This is a genomic window from Flavobacterium zepuense (assembly GCF_007097145.1).
In the GTDB taxonomy this organism is placed as follows: Bacteria; Bacteroidota; Bacteroidia; order Flavobacteriales; family Flavobacteriaceae; genus Flavobacterium; species Flavobacterium zepuense.
Genome location: NZ_VJVZ01000012.1, coordinates 62300 through 79200 on the forward strand (window position 1 = coordinate 62300; position 16901 = coordinate 79200).

9 protein-coding genes are annotated in these 16901 nt (G+C 43.2%); 1 reads left to right on the forward strand and 8 read right to left on the reverse strand.

Annotation, left to right across the window (positions count from 1 at the left end; translation table 11 throughout):
* Positions 1 to 104: 104 nt before the first annotated feature.
* Entirely contained in the window at positions 105 to 4016 is a 3912-nt protein-coding gene (locus FMM05_RS16825) for a T9SS sorting signal type C domain-containing protein (RefSeq protein WP_143374586.1), read from the reverse strand.
* 728 nt (positions 4017 to 4744) lie between these two features.
* Between FMM05_RS16825 and dusB the strand changes: the two genes are divergently transcribed.
* A complete protein-coding gene (gene dusB, locus FMM05_RS16830) occupies positions 4745 to 5737 on the forward strand; it encodes a tRNA dihydrouridine synthase DusB (protein WP_143374702.1) in 993 nt (330 codons plus the stop codon).
* A gap of 343 nt (positions 5738 to 6080) precedes the next feature.
* Here the strand turns inward: dusB and FMM05_RS16835 are convergent, their stop codons facing one another.
* The 7 genes from FMM05_RS16835 to FMM05_RS16865 form a co-directional block, all read right to left on the reverse strand.
* The gene (locus FMM05_RS16835; protein ID WP_185965616.1) at positions 6081 to 7133 is read right to left on the reverse strand and encodes a PA0069 family radical SAM protein; all 1053 of its coding nucleotides are present in this window, start codon (positions 7131 to 7133) and stop codon (positions 6081 to 6083) included.
* Between the two features lie 274 nt (positions 7134 to 7407).
* Complete coding sequence (locus FMM05_RS16840) at positions 7408 to 7842, reverse strand: hypothetical protein (protein WP_143374588.1); 435 nt, start codon at positions 7840 to 7842, stop codon at positions 7408 to 7410.
* Positions 7843 to 7999: 157 nt separating this feature from the next.
* Complete coding sequence (locus tag FMM05_RS16845) at positions 8000 to 9076, reverse strand: T9SS type A sorting domain-containing protein (protein WP_143374589.1); 1077 nt, start codon at positions 9074 to 9076, stop codon at positions 8000 to 8002.
* Positions 9077 to 9095: 19 nt separating this feature from the next.
* Positions 9096 to 11126, reverse strand: coding sequence for a T9SS type B sorting domain-containing protein (locus tag FMM05_RS21275; RefSeq protein WP_143374590.1), 2031 nt, complete (start codon positions 11124 to 11126; stop codon positions 9096 to 9098).
* 73 nt (positions 11127 to 11199) lie between these two features.
* Complete coding sequence (locus FMM05_RS16855) at positions 11200 to 12042, reverse strand: helix-turn-helix domain-containing protein (protein ID WP_143374591.1); 843 nt, start codon at positions 12040 to 12042, stop codon at positions 11200 to 11202.
* Positions 12043 to 12309: 267 nt separating this feature from the next.
* Positions 12310 to 13731, reverse strand: a complete 1422-nt coding sequence (locus FMM05_RS16860; protein WP_143374592.1) for an efflux transporter outer membrane subunit — start codon at positions 13729 to 13731, stop codon at positions 12310 to 12312.
* 11 nt (positions 13732 to 13742) lie between these two features.
* Positions 13743 to 16901, reverse strand: a complete 3159-nt coding sequence (locus FMM05_RS16865; protein ID WP_143374593.1) for an efflux RND transporter permease subunit — start codon at positions 16899 to 16901, stop codon at positions 13743 to 13745.

Below are 16901 nucleotides of genomic sequence, written 5' to 3' on the forward strand. Positions count from 1 at the left end.
TTATCGGTCAAAATAATCTTTAATTCGGCAAAATACAATCCTTTAACAAACGCAAAAACCCGGCAGTTATAACTGCCGGGTTTTTAAAATAATTTTAATTTACATTAAAAAATAATCTTCTTGGTAACTTTACCTTTAAGAGTATTAATTTCTATAATAAGCACTTGTTGTTGTACAGCAAGGTTAGATATAGAAGTTTCGGTAGCATTAATACCTGTTTTGGTATAAATTTTACTTCCACGAACATCATATATCGTAACATCTGTCATATCAAGGTTGCCTGATGTAATGTTGATTGTGCTACCTTGTTGGTATACAATTACACTGTTAGCGTTAAGTTCCGGGTTAGCGGTACCTAAAGATGGCTGCATGTATACAATTTCAAACCTGTCGCCAAAATCGCCCGATGCAGTTGTAAAGTTGTAAGCACCATCAGAGATGTTGTGAATAGTACCTACAAGTTTATCTTTTAGGAATATATCCTGACCATCTTCAAATACACCTTCAGCATTATCAAGCGCAAAGGTATACTGTCCTGGTACAACTGCTGTATAGCTTAATGGCAATACATCTGATGAATCAAATGCAGGCCTTGCTTCGATAGCCATTTTATTGTTATCTACTGTAGTATAAAGAACCACATTGTTAGAGTTAGTTTCATCTAACCTTGTAGCATCATAACCAAAGTCCATACCAAGTGTAGTTTCAGGTGTGTAACCTACGAGTACCTGGCTAAATGCAGATGCACTTGAAAGGTTTAACCAAAAACGAGACGTATTGTTATTATCTAATCCTTTAAAGAAAGGCTGACCTCCTGATACTGGAGCTGTTCTTCTCATGGCATTATTAAATATAAGCTGAGGGTTGCTTAAAGTTGCATTAGCTTTAACTATAAAGCCTTGTCCCGGAGAGATAACCCAGTTGCTGTTATTATTAATTCCGCCACCAAAGTAACCGCTCATTTGCTGACCACCTGTGTTAGAATATTCAGGATTAGATGGGCCTCCACCTTCTGGAGTAGCAGCGTTAGCCTGTAAGCCAAGTAGCGTTACTGTAGCGTATGTAGAAACTGTAAAGTCATTTTTCTTTCTCCAGAAATAGATACCAGAACCTGATGCTAATACACCTGTTGATGAGCTACCGCCATTTGAAAGACCATTTTGGTTAAAGAATGCCCTAACGCTTATAGGCGATGGATAAGGATTACCTGTTGCTGTATAAGCACCATTAACCGTATTAAGAGTTTTACTATAAGTACCATTATTTAAAGTACCTGTAAACACACCAGGGAAAACATGTGTAGATGTACCCGCATAATAAGTTCCTAATGTAGTACCATTTATACTATTTGGCATACGGATAAGGTAACCTTCTGCCGGTTGGAAGTTAGGGCCTGTAGCCGATACTCCCGGTACAACAGTGTACTGGTTGTTTGGACCATCAAAAGAGTAGAAACGGTTTGGTGCTGTAAATGGAGAGAACAAGCCTAAAGACTGTCCTGTAACCGGAGCCGACCATAGTGTGTAATCTAACCTGAATAATGGGTTACTGTTCCTTTTAACTGTAGCAACACCCGTGTTTGTAACGTTGTTTGTTTGAGTTAACGAACCGTTGTTTTCAACTACAAGTTTTGCTGTAGGAGCCACCGTGATTGTGTTAACAACAGTAAGCGACCCGTTAGATAAAACTGTTACTGTTGGCACCACTGCATTAGAACCCGCAGCAGTTACAGATAATGTTTTTGCAAAACCTGTTGTACCAATTATATGAGGGTAAAGGGTTAAGCCACCTGGTATAACAACATCATTATATTGCGTTGGTACAGTACCACAAGACCAGTTACCGGCTGTATTCCATTGATCATCAACATCACCTTCCCAAGTAGTAACATCAGCTACTGTAATTGTTATTGTTGTAGAGTTCGTAGTACATGATCCGTTAGGAGATGTTACAACAGCCCTGTAATATGTTGTTGCCGTAAGTGCAGGAGCAGTGTAAGCAGTACTTGTGCCACCACTACCGGTAGATACGTTTACCCAGTTATTTGTCCCATCTGTAGATTGTTGCCATTGTACTGTACCTACTGTTCCTGTTAAAGAAATTGTTGGTGTAGCACCCGCACAAACCGATTGATTAGGTGATGCTGTACCTGCACTTGCACCTGTACCAACTACAACCGATGCAATACTGCTTGTTACAGATGTACATGGTTCGCCGTTAACTATTGGTGAAGAAGCATTCCAAACTTTTACATAATAATATTTAGTACCCGTAGCACTTGTAGGTGCAGAGTATGTACTTGATGTAGCACCCGGTATAAGGACACCGTTAGTAGCAGGCTGGTAAGGTTGTACAACGCCATTAGAGTCTGTATAAACTACAGTAGTAGAGTACCATTGATATTGAAGGCCTGCGCCCTGAGCACCTACTTCTACAATTGCCGGTTGGTTTTGGCAAGCAACTGCACCTGCAACAGATGAGATAGCAGCATTAAGATAAACCGGGCTTGTTATAGCAATTGTACCGTTAGCAGTACTTGTAACTACCGCAGTATAAGTACCTACATAAGCTGCAGTAACAGGGTTAATAGTTAAACTTGTACTGTTAGCACCAGAAATAGTTACACCGTTAAATGTACCGTTAACAAGGTTGTTACCATTTAATCTCCACTGGAAAGTATTTTCTGTACCCACTGCACTTACCTGTACAGAGAAAGTAGAAGTACCACCAATACATGAAACCTGAGAAGTTGGCTGACCCGTAATTTCCGGAGCAGGAACCTGGAAGCTATTCCTGTTATAAGCTAAGAATGCAGGGTCGCTGCTTCCGCTTGGCATAACTTTAAAGTTAGCAGCTTGTGCTTTATTATTTTCGTCGATGCCAAACTCGCTAAGCTTATACGCTACAAGCCTGTAATCTCTATAATTATTACCTATAGTTGTAGAACCATTAACTACAGCCGTGTTTAATTGCTGGCCTGCAGGTAATGTAAAAAAGTCTGTTTTATATGTACCCACAGCAGGAACTGATGAAAAAGTAACCATGATAGGCTGCCCAACAACGTTACCGCTTGAATCTACAAACGAAAATATATCTGTACTTCCCGGTTCTGCAACCTGGGTAACCATAATATCCGGAACGGCATCATCAATACCTTCTCCAACGATATCTGTAGCCTGGAATAACATTACAGATGTAGCAGGAAGGTTAGTAACACCAGAACCAAGGTCAAGGCCACGTATACCATCAATAAGTACATCTCTAACTTTAAGTCCGTTTACACTTGGCGCCGTAGCAACCTGTGCAGAACCGTTACCATCAACTTTGCTACCTAAAACTATTAAGTTAGCGCTGGCACCTACAGTACCTTCAAGATTACTGATAGGAAGCGCCCTAAAGTTTCCTACTTTGTAAGTATTGGCATTAATACCGTTACCTTCTGTATATCCGTTAGCATTAAGCGTACTTACAATAGCAGATTCTCCACCTGTGCTGTACAGAGTGTTACCGTATTGAAACGCTAAAAGGCTGTGGCTTTTATCTGGCCTGTTAGCAGCTACAGAACTTGTAGCTGTAGACACCCACATACCGCCCGGGGCATCTTCCCAGTTGGTTATAATACGGGTAACTTTTGCAGTAGCAAATACTGTATTTACAGGCGCAATATAGGTTAGAGAACCAGACTGTGCTGATGTACCACCTGTTGTAGTTACCGTAAAAGTATGTACACTTGATCCTGAACCTGTTGCAGTAATAGCGGGAACAGCAACCTTAATTTGTGTAGATGACACAAATGTAATGCCACCAGAAGTTACACCATTAAACTTTACATTAGCAGCGCTATTTGCCATAGCACTTGTAAATCCTGTACCATTAATAGTCACAACAGTCCTATAAGTTACTTTAGTAGGACTAAAACTGGTAATTGTTGGCACCTGTGCAAACACGACAGCCTGAATAAGAAGCAGCCACAGTAAGAACTGATTCCGGGAGGGAGTAATTTTTTGAATGTTCATAAGCAGTAAATTAAATTTTTAAATTTTATTGAAAATAAAAACACGCACATCTAATCCTTAAATAGTTAAAAATTAAATAGTTTGTGCAATCGGTATTATGGGCAAACAAATTTATATCTATATGCCATGTAAATCAAATAAATAGATAAAAATTATTATATTTTGCTTTTTCGACACAAAAAACTCATATATTTAAATACTTTTAATTTTTAGAGTTAATTTTCAACATTAAATTTAGTGTTTGAAGATTTTTACCAAATGCAAATGTTAAAATTAATAAATTTCAAAATAAGTATTTTCTTACATTATTTTTTATTTATAACATAATATTAACAGAATCAGCATATTCACTTTCCTAAGCAAATAATAAATACTGCAAAAAAAGCCGATAAAGCGCATTTATAAAATAACTAAATAACCGGCTAATATTTCACTTTTGGAGTTTGAGTTAAGCTATATACACATAAAAAAGCGCGTGTTTGGGGAAACACGCGCGGCGAATAGCAAGCAAAGTAATTTAAAAATATATTGTAAGAAAATGCTGCTTTAGGGGGCTGTCGGCAGCATTTTAATTTCTTGTGTTTTGATATGTCAAAGATATTGTTCTGTTGTACTTTTATTGTGTAAAACTCATTCTTTATCCTTATACAACCATATACATAACCTATAGTAGCACGTACTATGCACAGGTGTTGATAATTATTGTAATTTTGCATAAAATGAAGACGATGGTTAAAATAGGTACTATAGAGTTGCCGGATTTTCCGCTGCTGCTGGCCCCGATGGAAGATGTTAGCGACCCGCCCTTTCGCAGGCTGTGTAAACTGCATGGCGCCGACCTTATGTATAGTGAGTTTATAAGTAGCGAAGGCTTAATTCGCGATGCCATGAAAAGCCGCCAGAAGCTGGATATATTTGATTATGAGCGCCCTGTGGGCATACAGATATTTGGTGGCGATGAAGAAGCTATGGCACTTTCGGCAAAAATTGTTGAGGCCGTTAACCCGGATATTGTAGATATTAATTTTGGCTGCCCCGTTAAAAAAGTGGTGTGCAAAGGCGCCGGTGCGGCAGTACTTAAGGATGTAGACCTTATGGTGCGCCTTACCAAAGCCGTGGTAGACAGCACCCACCTGCCTGTTACGGTAAAAACCCGCCTGGGCTGGGATGAAAATTCTATTAATATATATGAAGTAGCCGAACGCCTTCAGGATGTGGGTATTAAAGCACTGTCGGTTCATGGGCGTACGCGCGCGCAGATGTATAAAGGTGAGGCCGACTGGACCGAGATCGCACGTGTTAAGAACAACCCGCGCATGCACATACCTATTTTTGGTAATGGCGATATCGATAGTCCCGAGAAAGCATTAGAGTATAAGGATAAATATGGGCTGGACGGTATAATGATAGGCCGTGCTGCCATAGGCTATCCGTGGATCTTTAACGAGATAAAACATTATATGGCAACGGGTAAACACCTGCCCGCCCCTACCCTCGAAGACCGTGTGGAAGCCGCCCGCAACCACCTTACCTGGGCTGTAGATTGGAAAGGCGAACGCGTAGGTGTTTTTGAAACCCGCCGCCACTACACCAATTACTTTAAAGGCATCCCTAACTTTAAGGAGTACAGGCAAAAGCTGGTTTCTACAGATGGCCTGCAGGACCTCAACCTGATACTGGATGATGTGCTGCAAAAATTTGGCGAAGGCCAGGCAGTTTAAGTAACTGTAAACTTTTAACCTAACTACTCTTCACAGGCTGTCACTGCGAGGGAGGCACGACCGCGGCAGTCTCACAGGCGAGTCACCATTTGTAAAATCTAAACGTTTTTTATACAGGTTTGAATTCCCCTCCTTTGGTGGGGTGCCCGTAGTGTGGGGTGGTTTACTTACTATAACAAACCACCCCGACTTTCAGCCACCCCTCCAACGGAGGGGAATGCCACGATTGCTATAAATTGCGAAACGGTACTACAATCATCAGTATCAAAACAAGCAGTTTTTACTCCACCAGCGGTAGTGCCTCCCTCGCAGTGACAATAACTTGTAGTGTTATTTTGTATATTTAAAACAACTTCAGCTGTTCGCCTTTGGTACCATCAAAAAGATTAGTAGCGAGCGGCATAATACCCTCATTGGTAAAAAACTTTTTACGGCCTATGCGAAAAGTATTATGAATCATCTCCGCAATATTGCCCTCCCCTTTTTTGCGTTTGGCAACGCTTTTTTCTCCCAGCTTGCCCCCGTGCATAGATGCTATATGGTTCAATACCTTATCCTTCCGGTCGGGGTAATGCTCCTCAAGCCAGTCGATAAATATAGGCTCCACCGTATCGTTAAGTCGCACCAGGGTATAGCCAAAGCTCTTTGCTCCTTTATCTGCAATTACTTTAAGCGTGTTTAGAATTTCCATGCTGTTAAGCCCGGGAATTATTGGCGCTACCATAACGTGCGTAGGTATGCCGTTTTTACTCAGCGTTTCCAGCGCCTGCAATTTCGTGTTAACCGATGATGTTCGGGGTTCCAGCTTGCGCCGAAGTTCTTCATTAATGGTGGGAATGCTAAGCGAAACACTAACCAGGTTCTTTTCGGCCAGTTGCGTAAGGATATCCAGGTCGCGCGTAACAAGCGCATTTTTAGTGAGGACATCAACCGGGTGGCGGTAATCTAAAAACATCTGTAGTATCTTGCGGGTAATTTGCATTTTACGTTCAATGGGCTGGTAACAATCGGTATTGCCCGATAACAGTATCGATTCCGGTTTATACCCCCGCTTTTTAAAAAATTGCTCCAGCAGTTCGGGCGCATTTTTCTTAACCATAATCTTCCGTTCAAAGTCAACCCCCGCACTATAACCCCAGTACTCGTGCGTGGGGCGTGCAAAACAATAAGCACAGCCGTGCTCGCAGCCCTGGTAGGGGTTCATGCTGTACGCCATGTGCAAATCGGGACTTTTAACCGGGTTAACAATGGTTTTAGGGAAAACCTCCAGTATCTCGGTCTTCGCTACAGTCTTTTCAAAATCATCATCATAGATCGATTTTTCGTAGCGGTTCTTTATAAAATGATTGTGAATATTAGTAACCGCACCCTGTCCTTTAATTGCATCCGTCTTCATAATTGCTTCCTTTAGATGGATGCAAAGTACGCATATATAAGATTATTTTCTACTATATGAAGAAAATATTATTAACAATGTAAAGTAGAATTCAGGTAGCATGGATGCTACGTAGCGCTGATTTTCATTGATACTTCATCAAAAGTATTATTCGTGCAAATAACTTATGTAAATGCTTGTAAAATTTGCGCAAATTCGTGCTTGAAGCACCCCAAAGCAAGAAGTAGATGAAATTTCAATGGATACATATGAATCCGTAATTGAATCCTAACGTTTAATTACCTGAAAAAGGCGCAACCTTAGGCGGAAAAACGTGGTCTTTCCAAAAATCGATAACATTTTCCAGCGTTTCAATAATCTCTTCTGGCGCAACCGGCTTATAGTAGCAATGCACAAAAGTATGCAGCGCGTTAAGCGGGGTCTTGTTTTTTGTGAGCACTAAAAACATATACGGCAGTACATCGGTCCTGAATTTTTCATGCATATAGATCATATTGCGGGTATCGGGCACCTGTATGCCGGGTGCATCAGAATTTTGCAATAAAATAAAAGTCTCAAGCATATTGTTGCGCAAAAAATCTCCCGCTTCTTCCGAAGTTGAGAAACACAGCACATCATTTTTATATCCAAGACCTTTTAACCTCCTGCATAAAAAATCTTTGCTGTTAGCATCTACATCCAGCAAAAGTATTTTTCCATCTTTATTCATAACAATTTATAGTAGGGGTAAAGTACAAAGCTAACTTTTAATAAAGGCCAGGGGGTTATAACATTTTACGCAATATGTTATTATATGCAATAAAAATCCGCCCATAGTGTTAAAAAACACTAAGGACGGAGGTAAACAAGCTGAGTTAGTTAAAAATTTATTCTTTTATAAGCCTTATAGTTTTTTGTTGCTGGCCACTATGCAGCGTTAAAAGATAGATGCCCGTTGACAAATCTTTTAACAGAACAGTTGCCGATGCATTATTAATTGAATGAGTGGCCACAAGCTGGCCGGTAAGGGTATAAATTTCGGCTTTATCCAGATCAGTCGCGTTGATAAGGTTAAGTTTATCCTTAACCGGATTAGGATATGCCACAACGCCTGCAAAAACGTTGTCTTTTACCGATAACGGAAAGCCCGTAGTAAAGGTAACCTGCGTCCAGGCGCTCCAGGCACCATTGCATTGCGAACGCACATAAGCAATATAAAAGGTTTGTGCCTGTAAGCCCGTAAAAGTGGCAGTAGTAGCCGTAGTGGCAGTACCGCTGGCGGGAGCCCAACCGGTGTTAGATACAAAGTATTCATAAGGGCCGCCCGTAGCGCTATCCCAGCTAAGGGTTACGCTGTTGCCTGTTATATTGGTGGCTTGTAAATTTGTGGGCGAACCACAATCTGACTCCTGCAGCGCAATGTCGTCAAGGTACATAAAGCCCTGGTTGCCTTCTGTACCAACTTCAAACGAAACATAGTAATCCCCCTCAGTCGCTATTGTAAAAGATATGGGAGCTACAGTAACCGCACTGCCCGTTGCGTTTGTATGCGTTGCGATATTAATTGGTGCCGATAATGAACCCGGCAGGATAATGCTTACATACATGTTGCCTAAAGTGGCGTTAGCATTACCCATACCGTATTTATACGATAACGAGTAGGTGCCCGGCGCAAGATGCACCGGCGCCGATGACAGATTTGCTCCTACCCATGCGTTAGGAAACTCTGTAACGGTATTGTAACGCAAAACATTACCTGTAAAACCAGCTACGGGCCCAGATGCCGTTTCCCACGCCTCGGGAGATGCAAATGTGGTATTCATTGTAGTCACGCACTCCGGTAGTTCGGGTACCTGTGCTGCTTCGGCATTAATAATGTAGGGTACTTGCTGCGGTACAATACATTGTGCCAGTGCTGTTGCGCCTGCGCTAAATAGCACGGCTAAAATGATAATTTTTTTCATGGTATAATTTTTAAGTTGATTAATTCTGTTGCCTGTTAATGTAAACCCAGCCGGTTTTGTTTTGTCCGTCTTCTTTATTTATGAGAAAGTAATAGGTACCATCCGGCAATTGGTCGCCATTGTTGGTTTGCCCGTACCATTGGGCTACGTAATCGTTGTACGTGTATACTTCCAGTCCGTAGCGGTTAAAAATACTCAGGTGCTTTACGTTAAGCCCCGTAAGATCAAACTCATCATTAAAGCCATCGCTGTTAGGCGATATCCCCTTTGGGATAAAAGGCTCCGGGCAGCTGGCGTTAACAACCTCATAGTCATGCTGCACAATACAGCCTTGCTGCGTGGTAATGGTTACAAAATAAGGGCCGGGCTGCGTGATTGTTATATGTTGCTGGCCCGCTGTAAAGCCACCCGGCCCTTCCCATGAAAAAACAGCTGTACTTTCTTCTGTTCCTTCTTCTAAATGTGCGCTAAGTATATAATCATAATTCTGGCAGCCTTCGGTAAAAGTTACGCTTAACTCCGGCTGCATTACTGTGGTGGTTTTAGTAGTGGCGCAACCGCCTGCCGTAATGGTTACGGTATACTCGCCAAATCCTGTTGCCACAAGGCTCGCTGTGTTGCCTGCTATTGGCTGCCCATTAAATGTCCACGCATACGCAGCATTTACAGGATCAAAGTTATGAGCTTCGGTAGCAATTGTTATAGCAGAAGCTATACAGGCGGTATAGGTTTCCGGCAGGGTAAACTCCGGCAGCGGAATTATGGTAATAACGTGTTGCCTGCTGTAATCAATGCCGTTTTTTGTAGCGGTAACCTTTACCGTATATGTTCCTGCAGCGGTATAGCTGTGCGATGGGTTCACTTCTGTAGATGTAGTGCCGTCGCCAAAATCCCATGCAACGGTATCGGGCACGATACTCCACATAAAGGAAAATTCGGTTGTACTGTTAACACAAAAGTTTTGCGCCGAAAAATCAGGGGTTACATAGTAGGCCGTTATAAAATTAGGAAGCCCCAAAATACTTAACCCGCTATCTAACCCTACCGATGCAATTTGCACATCGCAGCCTGTACCTAGTACTTCGGGGTTGTTGATAACCGTAAGGGCATTAAGTGAATTCTCAGCTTTGTATATCTTACCATCGCTGGCCAGTTGCAACGTAGCGTTTTGCAGCGTTACGATATCTAATCCTGATGCAGGTATATTAGAGGCTTGCAGGTTGTACTGCCTTAACGATGCCGCTCCTGTTGTGTACAACACATTACCCGACATTGAAAACTCTACCCCCGATCCTGAACCCGTTTGCAGTGTTACCGGGTTGGTTATAGCACCGGTTGTGTTATCAAAATCATACAGCACACAGCCGTACCCCAGGCTGCTTACCGCCAGCTTATTGCTGGTTGGCGATATCTTCATATGGCTTACCTGGTCAAAAAAACCAGTGTCCTCAAATACCGGGCCCACACTGCTTATAACCGGGGCACTTACACCCTGCGCCGATACCTTAAACGAGTACATGCTATTGCCCGGAAAGCTGCGTGCCACCACCCACAGGTCGTCGCCATTGCTGTGTAGTGTGCCCGTTATACCCTCTGTAGTAACGTTCATCATGGGTACGTTTTTAATAGCCGTTACCGCCCCAAGCCCATTATTGGCAGCCATATCTATTTCTGAATAATACATACCTATAGGGCCTTCCATAGCGCCCACGGTAAACAGGTAGTACCTGTTTACCGATCCCGGAACTTTTATGCTAAGCGAGCCCTGAGTGCTGCTTTCGCTGCCCATAAGGCCCTCTCCGTTTTCCATTATTACGTGGTTCTTATTAAAGACCGTAACACCGTTAGAGTAATACAATATCTCCCCGTCATTGTTTGATACGCATGTGGAGCCATCCCAGGTAAAAAGGGCGCCATCAGTTAAGGGTATGGGGGTACCGCTGTTAAAATCAAGCCCGGCATTAAAGCCAAAGTACCAAATGTTGTTTTGCTTTTGGGAATATGCCAATGCAGCCTGCATCAGCATAAGATAAATAAGTAGTTTTTTCATGGCTTTTTATCAGTTAGTTACAGTTGTAAAACTATAACCCTTAGATAAAAAGGCGCTTATAAAAAAACCGTAATTAGTTATAGATTTGCAGGGTAACCTGCTGAAGTTCGCTTGGGGTTAAGCCGGTTTGCGCTTTAATAAAGCCGCTAAAGTTTGCGGGGCTGTCAAAATTAAGTTCGTAGGCTATTTCTTTTAAAGAAAGCGCATTTAGCAGCAGCAGCCTCCTTATTTCAAGCATCAGCTCTTCGTGTATCAGCTTTAAGGCAGTTTTGCCAAGGGCGGTTTTACACGCATCGTTAAGCTTATCCATACTGCAATTAATAAGCGCGCAGTAATCAGATACCTTGCGCTGTGTTTTAATGTATTTAGGCAGCAGCGATAAAAACTGCACCACAATATCGCGGTGCACGCTTACGGGTACATCCTGCAACTCCGGTAACGACAGCAACACTATTTGCAGGTAGCTGTATATTTTATGTGCCGATAGCAGGGTAACTTCCTTGTTTTCTAACAGCAGCATAATGCGCTCGGCAGTTTCGTACAAATGCGTAAACGTAGCCGGACTAAGGTTAAACGCCTGCTCTTTAAAATAAAGGTGGTAATGCTGCAAGGGCTGTATGTACCTAAAAATATCTTTACGGAACTGTATGAGCAGTCCCTGCGCGGTATCGCGTTTTAATAGGTGAATCTGGCCCGGATAAATGGCATACAGCTGCCCGCCCTCAATGGCATAAGGAGAGAAATCGATGAACTGGTGGCCCTTGCCGCTCTTTACAAGGATAATTTCAAAATACTCGTGCCTGTGCGGTTTATGGTAATCGTATGGGTTGCTATAGTTTAACGGCTCTATAACCAACAGTTTGTCCTGCTCCGGCAGCGAAACAGGCTCTATAGGTGTATGTAGTTGTTTATTCATAGCTTAACATAATTTGTTGCACATTATTTATATAACGCACAAAGGTTCAAAATAGTACCACTACAAATTAACATATTTTTAGCAAAATACCCTAACACAAGAATATCATTTCCTGAAAATTGACTGTTAAAATTTACGAAAACGATGTAAAAAATCCTTCAATCAAACCACAAAAAACCGCCCAAACAGTTTCCTGCGTGGGCGGCCCTACATAAAACAAACAATTAATCTAAATAATTTAGGAAAGAACTCTCCTAAATTAGCGGGTTACCTCCAGCCTCCGCCAAGCGCCCTGTAAAGGGTTATAATGGCAGTAAACCTGCGGTATTTATTATCAATAAGGCTTAATTCGCTGTTTAGTGCGTTGTCTTTAGCGGTTAGTACCTCTAAATAGTTAACAAGGCCATACTCCAGCAACTCATCACTGTAGCTTGCCGCTTTTTTAAGCGCATCTACTTGGTTTTCCCTTATGGTTATTTTATTGGTTTCATTATCAAAATTGGCAATAGCATCGCTTACCTCGCGGCTGGCAACAACAAGCGACTGCTCAAACCTTACCAGTGCCTGCTCCTGCGTGGCCTTAGCCACCTCAAGGCGGGTCTTGTTTATCCTGCCGTTAAAAAGCGGCTGCGTTAAGCCGGTAACCACATTGGCAAAAAGTGAGTTGGCTTCAAACCAATCTTTTAGCTCTATAGTTTGCAAACCACCGGTAGCCGTTACCCTAAAGGCGGGGTAAAAATAGCTGCGTGCCACATTGGTAAGCTCAAAAGCATTAACCATACTGTATTCGGCAGCAATCACATCGGGCCTGTTTTTAAGTAACGATGCGCTGTAGCCCAGTTTAATATCGGGGTTAAGCTCCTGCTCATCAAGCGTGCTGCGCTCTATAGGGTGCGGAGCTTCTCCAAGCAGTATGCAAAGCGCATTTTCGGCCAGGATAATGTTATTTTTAAGGTCGGCAATAATAAGCTCGGTAGCATATTTTTGCGCCTCGGTTTGCTTAACACCCACCTCGTTTACACTACCGGCATCTTTAAGCGCCCTGATAACCTCTATACTCTCGTTACGGTTAATAAGGGTAGAGTCGGCCAGTTTAAGCTGCGCATCAAGCGACAGCAACTGGTAATATTGCGATGCAATGTTTGCTATAACCTGTGTTTTTACTGCCTGGTTGGTTGCAATGCTTTGCAGGTATGTAGCGCCATAGGCACGCTTGTTACTGCGCAGTTTACCCCAAATATCGGCCTCCCATGCAAGGGAGCCCGTAAGCTGGTACTGGTCTACATTTACACGGCCGCCACCGCCACTTTGCTGGCTGAATAAAGCCCCAAGCTGGCTGTTGTTAGAAAGCAACTGGTGCGTCCAGTCGGCACCCAGGTTAAGCGTTGGGTAATACCCCGCTTTGCCCTGTTTTAGGTAGGCATCTGCCGAAGCGATATTTTGTATGGCTATCCTTACGTCAAAATTACTCTGAAGGCCTTTTTTAATATAGCCTTGCAAAAGTGGGTCGGTAAACATTTTGTCCCACGTAATATCGGCTAATGATGCGCTATCCTGCGCGGCAGCCTGCGTTCGGTACAGGTCTTCTGCCTTTACCTCCGGCCTTTTGTAATCCTTCGCCACAAAGCACGACTGCATTACAAGGCCAGCTGCTGCAACAATGAGTATTCTATATATTTTAATGTTCATTTTTATATGTTTTATGCTACACTGTTTTCAGTTTCTCCTTCGTGTGTTTCTTTCGGTTTGCCCGATATACGTTCCTGTAACCCCTGGAAGATCACGAACAGTACCGGAATTACAAATACCCCAAACACAGTACCTATTAGCATACCGCCTACAGCACCCATACCAATAGACCTGTTACCCACTGCACCTACACCGCCTGCAAATGCCAGTGGCATAAGGCCAAAGATAAATGCGAACGAGGTCATTAAGATTGGCCTTAAACGTGCCCTTGCACCTTCTATGGCTGATTCTATTAGCCCCATGCCATGCTGCCTTCGCTGTACCGCGAACTCTACAATAAGGATGGCATTCTTGGCGAGTAGCCCTATTAGCATGATTAGCGCCACCTGAAAGTAAATGTTGTTTTCCAGCCCGGCCAACTTAACAAAGCCAATAGCCCCTGCAATACCCACAGGTAAAGACAGTAGTACCGCAAATGGCAGCACATAACTTTCGTACTGCGCACTTAACAGGAAGTACACAAATATTAAGCTTAACAGGAACACGCCTGCCGCCTGGCTGCCCGCAATAATTTCTTCACGGGTCATACCGCTAAATTCGTAGGTATAGGTTTTAGGTAAGTGCTGCGCTGCTGTTTCCTGGATGGCCTTAATAGCGTCTCCGGAACTGAACCCTGCATTTGCCTTACCGTTTACGTTAACCGCTTTTAAAAGGTTAAATCGTGCCACAGCCTCCGGCCCGTATATTTTTTTGAAATCTACAAACTGGCTTATGGCTACCATCTGCCCGGCATCGTTACGAACAAATATTTTGTTGATGGATTGCTCATCGGCCCTTTCTTCGGCCTTAGCCTGAATCATTACACGGTATTGCTTACCAAATCGGTTAAAGTCGGTTGTATACAAACCACCGTAATAACCCTGCATGGTATTAAATATGTTGGTTACCGATACACCTGCATCTTTAGCCCTTTCCACATTAATATCCATTTGGTATTGCGGGAAGCCCGGGTTAAAGTTGGTTATGGCATACTGAATTTCGGGGCGCTTCATAAGCTCACCTAAAAACTCGTTGCTCACTTTACTCACCGTAGCCCAATCATCATCGCCGGTATCCTGTATCTTAAATTCAAAACCATCGGCAGTACCAAAGCCCTGTACACTTGGCGGCGTAAAGAACAACATTTTAGCATCTTTAAAGCCCGCAGTTTTGGCAAATAATTCGCCCACTATAGCATCTACACTTTGGTTCTTGTCTTTCCTGTGCTCCCAATCCTTCAGCTTAATAACGCTAAAGGCATACGAGCCACCGTTAACCCTGTTAAGCAAACTAAAGCCCACAATACTCATACGTGCCTCTACCAATGGCATAGACTGCAGTATAGAGTCGAACTGGTTTACCGCTAACTGCGTTTTTTCCAGCGTGGTACCCGGAGGCAGGGTCATATCGGCCATGATGATACCACGGTCTTCGTTAGGGATAAACCCGGAAGGCGTAGTGGTAAACAGCCAGAATGTAAGGCCTACAAAGGCTAACAATACAACGCCTGTTATCCATTTCCTTTTAGCAAGGAAACCAAGGGAACGCGAGTATTTATTGTTCATCGAATCGAAACCGGCATTAAAGGCGGTAAAGAAACGTTCTTTAATATTCTTTTTATGATCGCCGTGGTCGTTATGTGGCTTAAGGAAAAGCGCACACAATGCCGGGCTAAGCGTTAACGCGTTTACTGCCGAGATAAGGATAGCAACGGCAAGCGTTATGGCAAACTGCTGGTAAAATACCCCCGATGGCCCCTGAAGGAACGATACCGGGATAAACACCGCCGCCATTACCAATGTGATGGATACAATGGCACCTGTTATTTCGCTCATGGCAGATAGGGTTGCCTTTTTAGGATCCTGCTCCCCTTCGTCGAGTTTGGCGTGCACCGCCTCCACGACCACAATGGCATCATCCACAACAATACCAATGGCGAGGATCATCGCGAAAAGCGTAAGCATGTTGATAGAGAAACCAAATATATTAAGGAAGAAGAACGTACCTATAATTGCCACCGGTACCGCAATGGCCGGGATAAGGGTAGAACGTACATCCTGAAGGAAAAGGAATACCACGATAAACACCAGTATAAAGGCCTCTATAAGTGTAGAGATAACCTTATGGATGGATGCATCAAGGAATATCTTGGTGTTAAACGGTATTACATACTCCAAACCTTCGGGGAAGGTAGGTTTTGCCTCTTCTAAGATCTTATTAACCTCATCGATAATTTCGTTAGCGTTAGAGCCCGATGTCTGGAAGATACCAATAGCCACACCATCTTTACCCATACCGTAGTTTTTTTGGCCGTAGTTAAACGCGCCCAGCTCTATGGTAGCAACATCTTTAAGGTGCAAAAAGTTACCGTTACCGGTAGATTTTATTACGATGTTCTCGTAATCTTCTACTTTAGATAAACGGCCCCTGTACTTAATTACGTACTCATAAACACCCTCTGCATTTTCCCCGAATTTACCCGGTGCAGCCTCAACATTCTGCTCATTAAGGGCAGCCTGTATATCGGCAGGTGTAAGGCCGTAGGTGGCCATTTTTTCAGGGTCTATCCAAACACGCATAGAGTAGTCTTTGGCACCAAATATATTTACCTGGCCCACACCCTTAACACGCTGCAACTTAGGCACAAGGTTAATCTTGGCGTAGTTTTGCACATAGGTTCCGTCAAAATCCTTGTTTTTAGAATATAAGGCAAGGAACATAAGGGCACTGGTTTGGCTCTTAAGTGTGGTTACACCCGTTGCAATAACCGCCTGCGGCAGTTTGCTGGTAGCACGCGACACCCTGTTTTGCACGTTTACCGCAGCAATATCGGGGTTGACACCAAGCTCAAAGAACACGCTTATATTAGCCGAACCATCATTCGCGGCAGATGACGTCATGTAGGTCATGCCTTCTACACCGTTTATCTCTTCCTCTAATGGTATAACCACCGAGTTAAGAACCGTCTCGGCATTGGCACCCGTATAGGTGGCCGTTACCTGCACGGTAGGCGGGGCAATTTCCGGGTATTGCTCTATAGGCAGGGCGGTAAGGCCCAGTATACCCAATATGGTTATTAATATCGAAATTACGGTAGAGAGTACCGGCCTTTCTATAAAAGTTTTTAGCAT

Bases quoted from the DNA above. Each gene is read 5' to 3' on its own strand.
- FMM05_RS21275 (WP_143374590.1), bottom strand. From the start codon at position 11,126: ATGAAAAAACTACTTATTTATCTTATGCTGATGCAGGCTGCATTGGCA.
- FMM05_RS16855 (WP_143374591.1), bottom strand. From the start codon at position 12,042: ATGAATAAACAACTACATACACCTATAGAGCCTGTTTCGCTGCCGGAG.
- FMM05_RS16860 (WP_143374592.1), bottom strand. From the start codon at position 13,731: ATGAACATTAAAATATATAGAATACTCATTGTTGCAGCAGCTGGCCTT.
- FMM05_RS16835 (WP_185965616.1), bottom strand. From the start codon at position 7,133: ATGAAGACGGATGCAATTAAAGGACAGGGTGCGGTTACTAATATTCAC.
- FMM05_RS16845 (WP_143374589.1), bottom strand. From the start codon at position 9,076: ATGAAAAAAATTATCATTTTAGCCGTGCTATTTAGCGCAGGCGCAACA.
- FMM05_RS16865 (WP_143374593.1), bottom strand. From the start codon at position 16,901: ATGCTAAAAACTTTTATAGAAAGGCCGGTACTCTCTACCGTAATTTCG.
- FMM05_RS16825 (WP_143374586.1), bottom strand. From the start codon at position 4,016: ATGAACATTCAAAAAATTACTCCCTCCCGGAATCAGTTCTTACTGTGG.
- dusB (WP_143374702.1), top strand. From the start codon at position 4,745: ATGGTTAAAATAGGTACTATAGAGTTGCCGGATTTTCCGCTGCTGCTG.
- FMM05_RS16840 (WP_143374588.1), bottom strand. From the start codon at position 7,842: ATGAATAAAGATGGAAAAATACTTTTGCTGGATGTAGATGCTAACAGC.